We start from the raw sequence: 4,189 nt of genomic DNA on the forward strand, positions 1-4,189 counted from the left end.
TGGGGGGATGGGGGGATGGGGGGATGGGGGTTTAAGTCTTGATCCGCTGCCCACAACTCACCAGCCAATCTTGCTGGCAACTTCGCCCCCTCCTCCCTACCTTCCCCGCGTCCCCCCTCCCCCTCCCGCCTCTGCCAAAATCGCAAACTCCGCTCATACCGCTCTCTCGCCGTATCCATCTCTAGCTGAGCATGGGCTTCGCGACCGCGCACAAAGTCTAGACAGGCTTGCAATTCAGCATCAAGGGGGCGACCTGTGGTGGCGAGATCGCTAAGGGCAAATTCGAGTTCGCTGCTGAGCTGAGAGTCGCTTTGTAGGGCGATCGCGGGGTTGGGCAAGGTGCGATCGCTGTCGGTTTGCAGGGTTTGGGCAAACAGTTGGTCGGCGCTTTGGTGGAGGAGTGAAACCAGAGCATTGGCAGGGTAGGCAAAGCTGCCGGGGCGAGTGGCATAGGTGACGAAATCGGGGGCGTAGCGGCTAAACTGTTGCAGGCTATATTCGTTTAGCCAGAACACAACCGGAAACTGAAATTGCCGAAAGTTGTCGCGCACCAGATTGTCTTGTGCTAAGACCTGGGGTAGTTGCTGGACGTGATCTAAACCTTTGACCAGCAAAACCGGGGGTTGATCGGTCGGTGAGATGGGTTGGGCGATCGCCCGATAAAGAGAATCGGTTGTGGGTTGCAGGGTTAGCACCTGAGCGCCGTCAATTTTTTGCTGCAAATACTCAACCAGTAAGTTTTGCAAGCGCTGGTAGTTGCAGGGGGCAAACAGCAGCGAAAAGCTGTGACGTCCCAAAGCAATCGCCCGCTGAAGGTTGTCTAAACTTACTTGATTGTGGGCTAAGACAGCGGCTACATCATCCAGTTTTTCGGCAGGGAAGGTCATGGCAGCGGTCTACTCTTTAACGGCTTGACGCTGACGGGCTTTGAACTTTTCGGTTTCGGCCAGCAGGGGATTGGCGTTAAACCATTGGCCGATTTCGTCGCGATATTCGTAAACCAGCAAGTTTCGCAGGAGCGCATTGTAGTCTTCGTCTCCCTGCACGCTGAGCTGCTGCACCGCCCGCAATAGTAGCGCCCACTCCGGTTCTTCTACGATTCTAGCCAGGAAGTCGCGCTCATCTCGAATCACGGTTTCTAGCGTTTGCCGCGAGAGGGGTGGGTTTTGCCGCTGTAAGCAACCCACCAGCAGCCGCAGCAAGGTTCGCATGTGGCCGCCGCTAATGTCACACAGGCGATCGAGGGTAGCCGCTTGGTCAAACAGTTCAGAAATCCGCTCTAGCCGAGCCGACGCTTGCAAATCAGGAAACGCTCTGGCCAAAATTACCTGTCGCATTAGCGTCAATCCTGCTTCAAAGGGTTCTCCTTGACGGTTTCTCACAGGTACCATGGGCAGCACCTTCAGACCAATGCCAAAGCGGTTGAGTAAACGGGGTTGATCATTTGAAAAAACTAAAGCCAAGGGAATGGTATAGACCACATGGCAGGCTAAGCGCTTGAGCTGATCGCCGCGATCGACAAAAATATAGGCGGGCTGAGTGCGATCGCCCACTTTGCGGGTACTGTCAATGCGATCGAGGTTATCAACAATTACCACTAGGCCACTTTTGCCCTGTTGTTTAAGCCGTTCTGTACCGGGCACGATAATTTCTTGATTGATGGCATCGATAATGCTTTTGGTGCGTGGTTCTAAAAAGTTTTGCAGCTTACTGAGCAGTTCGTTGCTTTCTTTGGCTCTAGCGGTAATCGACGCGATCCCCATGGAAACGCTAATATCTGAAACTTCAATCGGCGTGTTGAGAATGCGAGAGATTTCCCGCAGCAGGTTTTGAAAATAAGAAGGCCGCAGTTGAATCTGCACCGCTTCTAAACTGGCGGCAATTCGTCGCGCCATCACCAGCATGATATTGGTGATGTCGATGTTGCCCATTTCTAAGTCTTGGTCAGACTCAAAATAAACCACATGGAACCCAGCAGCTTCTAAACCTGACTTGAGGCGAAACAGTTCTGTAGACTTACCAGAGCCAATGTGCCCGGTAAATAACTGGGTGGTAGGCTGGTCGGGTGAGAGCAGCACAATGGTGCGCTCTAACTCGCGAATAATGTCGCCGCCCCGGACGCTGGAGCAGTCAATGTAATATCGCTCGTCGGCGATCGGCTGGCTAGGGTTTGAAGCTCGATAAAAACGGCCTACGTCAATCGGCATGATCAATCATCGCGAATCAAGACGGTGCAGGTTAAGCAACCTATTGGCACTTGATGGGCTACAGGGCTTTGCCCATCCTACAATCTAGCGCGATCGCCATAGAGGTTAAGATCTAGACGAAAAGATCAGGTTGGGTAACCAAGTAGATCCATTTATTCCCCTAATCCTCTTGTGCCTCGGTAAATGCTATAGGGGATACCAAGTGTCACAGAAATTTGAGAACTTGCCCTTAATTGAAAGCCACATTTAGCGCAGCTTGTCCTTTTGGTGGATTCTTTCCCCAACGACTTATCCCAAACTAACGTTGTATCCTCGAACCCAAGCGCTGTTTGGGTTCAATTGATAATAGTGGCTCTGCTTTCAATCAGTTCGGATTTGGAGGGCGTTTGAAAAGTGATCTGCTGTAGCTTAAGACATTTGTTGATTCCCCCCTGCTGCCCTCATCGGTTCGGAAGTCTCCCTTTTTAAGGGGGATTTAGGGAGATTTCCACTCTTGCTACAAAAAATAGGACTTTTCAAACATCCGCTTAAGGGAGAGCAGCGCTTAAAAACCAGAATTAGGACGACCTAAACGCCTTCAATTTGGGAGTTGACTTTGTGAGCTGGTTACTACTAGCAGGCTGTACCGCTTTTTTTGAAGCCAGCAAAGACATTTTTAGCAAACGCAGTTTAAACCAGCTAGATGTGTATCTAGTGGCCTGGGCTTGGCCTGTTTTGACCACGGTTTGTCTCTTACCCGCGATCGCTTGGGAAGGTTTACCCCCGCTCCAGCCCAGCTTTTGGACAGCTCTGGTGATTGGCGGTTTGCTAAATACGCTGGCCTTTTTCCTTTATATCAAAGCCATTTCCACCTCTGATATTTCGCTAACGGTGCCCTATGTCAGCTTTACGCCGCTGTTTTTGGGGCTTACGTCGCCTTTTATTGTGCAAGAGTCGGCAGACTGGGGTGATGTGATGGGGGGGTTGCTGATTGTGTTGGGGGCTTATGTGCTGAACTGGCGATCGCAGTACCGCAGCCCCTTTGCCCCTTTTCAAGCCTTTTGGCAAGAGCCGGGGCCAAAGCTAATGCTGGGCGTAGCTTTTATTTGGAGTATTACCGCCAGTCTTGATAAGGTAGGCGTTGAAAGCTCATCGCCTTTATTTTGGCTGGTGGCATTGCACGCCTTTATTGGGGTGGGCATGTTACCGCTTGTGCTACGGCGGGTGAGCGCCCCGGTCGATCAGCTTCAGCGCAATTTGAAACTGCTGCTACCCATTGGTCTGGCTCAGATGATTGCTACCACCTGCCAGATGAACGCCTTGCAGCTCACTTTGGTTGCCCATGTGATTTCGGTTAAACGCACCAGTACGCTGATAGCCGCTTTAATGGGTCACTTGATTTTTCAAGAACCAGGGATTCGCAAACGGCTACTAGGGGCTGGCGTAATGCTCTCTGGCGTATTTTTGATACTAGGACGCTAACGATTGATGACCAAACAGCTAATTCTTTTCCGCCACGGCAAGTCTGATTGGGATGCAGACTTTGAAGGCGATCATCAGCGTCCGGTGGCGAAACGCGGCATCAAAGCGGCAAAAAAAATGGGCGAATTGATGGCGGCTACCGACCAAATTCCCGATCAGGTAATTACCTCTTCGGCGATGCGGGCTAAGACAACGGCTGAACTGGCGATCGCGGCGGGTAGCTGGCAGCGAGACTTACAAGTTACAGACGCCCTTTATGAAGCCGATCCCGATCAGGTGTTGCAGCTAATTCAGCAAGCTTCTGATACCGTGACGCGTCTGATGTTGGTGGGGCACGAGCCGACTTGGTCTACCTTAGCCAGTTTGCTTATTGGCGGCGGTCAGGTTTGTGTGCCAACGGCGGCAATGGTTCGAATTGACTTTGATGTGGATCTGTGGTCACAGAGCCTCTACGGTCAGGGGCAACTGGTTTGGCTGCTGCCTCCTAAGCTGTTTGTTGTCTGAGGGGGAGGTTTGAAAAG

3 protein-coding genes and 1 pseudogene are annotated in these 4,189 nt (G+C 51.8%); 2 read left to right on the forward strand and 2 right to left on the reverse strand.

Going from position 1 to position 4,189, the window contains the following annotated elements:
- Positions 1–887: pseudogene (locus tag ACTS3T_RS01270) on the reverse strand (hypothetical protein); the annotation flags it as partial.
- Positions 888–896: 9 nt separating this feature from the next.
- A complete protein-coding gene (locus tag ACTS3T_RS01275) occupies positions 897–2,207 on the reverse strand; it encodes an ATP-binding protein (RefSeq protein ID WP_462934629.1) in 1,311 nt (436 codons plus the stop codon).
- Between the two features lie 597 nt (positions 2,208–2,804).
- Between ACTS3T_RS01275 and ACTS3T_RS01280 the strand changes: the two genes are divergently transcribed.
- On the forward strand, positions 2,805–3,668 hold the full coding sequence (locus ACTS3T_RS01280) for an EamA family transporter (RefSeq protein ID WP_462934630.1): 864 nt from the start codon (positions 2,805–2,807) through the stop codon (positions 3,666–3,668).
- Positions 3,669–3,674: 6 nt separating this feature from the next.
- Entirely contained in the window at positions 3,675–4,172 is a 498-nt protein-coding gene (locus tag ACTS3T_RS01285; RefSeq protein ID WP_462934631.1) for a SixA phosphatase family protein, read from the forward strand.
- The last annotated feature ends 17 nt before the right edge of the window (positions 4,173–4,189 follow it).

This window comes from Almyronema sp., assembly GCF_052168255.1.
In the GTDB taxonomy this organism is placed as follows: Bacteria; Cyanobacteriota; Cyanobacteriia; order Phormidesmidales; family Phormidesmidaceae; genus Sphaerothrix; species Sphaerothrix epifaneia.